Raw genomic sequence first — 918 nt, 5'->3', positions numbered from 1 at the left:
AAGCCGTTTTTGCCGTTCATATTCAGACCATCTGAACCACAAACGCCTTCACGGCATGACCGCCGGAACGCCAACGATGGATCTTGCTCTTTCAGTTTGATAAGCAAGTCCAGCACCATCATGTCCTGATTTTCTTCCACCTCTAGGGTGTAATCTTTCATGTACGGCGCGTCATCAACATCCGGGTTGTAACGATAAATCGAAATATTCAATGTTTTCATCGTTGAACCCCTCTATTAGTACGTACGAGCTTTCGGAGGGAAAGCTTCGCGCAGTTTCGGTGCCATATTAACCTGACGAGTCACCATATCTTCAGTTTCTGGACGGAACACAGTGTGAACCAACCATTTCTCGTCATCACGATCTGGATAGTCTGCGCGACTGTGAGCTCCACGGCTTTCTGTACGGAAGTTTGCGGCAACTGCAGTAGAGAAAGCAGTTTCCATTAAGTTATCAAGTTCCATACATTCAACACGCTGAGTATTAAACTCTTTAGACGTGTCGTCTAAGCGTGCGTGCTTAAGGCGCTCACGAATTTCTTTCAACTCTTTAAGACCATCAGCCATTGCTTCACCTTCACGGAATACCGAGAAGTTCATCTGCATACAGTTCTGTAGGTCTTTCTTAATTTGTACTGGGTCTTCGCCTTTCTGCGTATTTTCCCAACGGTTGAAACGAGCCATTGCCTCATCAACGTCAGACGCTGACGATTCACGTGCTTCGCTGTTCGCCGCTAATGTTTCACCTAAGTGCATGCCAGTCGCACGACCGAAAACAACAAGGTCAAGCAATGAGTTACCACCTAAGCGGTTAGCACCGTGAACAGATACACAAGCGATTTCACCACAAGCAAATAAACCAGGTACAGGCTTGGTTTCACCCTTTTCGTCAACTGTCAGAGCCTGACCGTTAACGTCT

The 918-nt window shown here is 46.7% G+C and carries 2 protein-coding genes; both read right to left on the bottom strand.

The annotated features are described in order from the left end of the window. On the bottom strand, positions 1-221 hold a 221-nt coding region (locus B3180_RS14475; RefSeq protein ID WP_286845207.1), incomplete at its 3' end, for a 2Fe-2S iron-sulfur cluster-binding protein. Between the two features lie 15 nt (positions 222-236). Beyond that, positions 237-918: FAD-binding protein (locus tag B3180_RS14470; protein ID WP_286845205.1), on the bottom strand; the 682-nt coding region annotated here is incomplete at its 5' end.

It is taken from the genome of Idiomarina sp. UBA4206 (genome assembly GCF_002383015.1).
Taxonomy (GTDB): Bacteria; Pseudomonadota; Gammaproteobacteria; order Enterobacterales; family Alteromonadaceae; genus Idiomarina; species Idiomarina abyssalis.
This window is presented reverse-complemented; position numbering and strand designations above follow the sequence as displayed.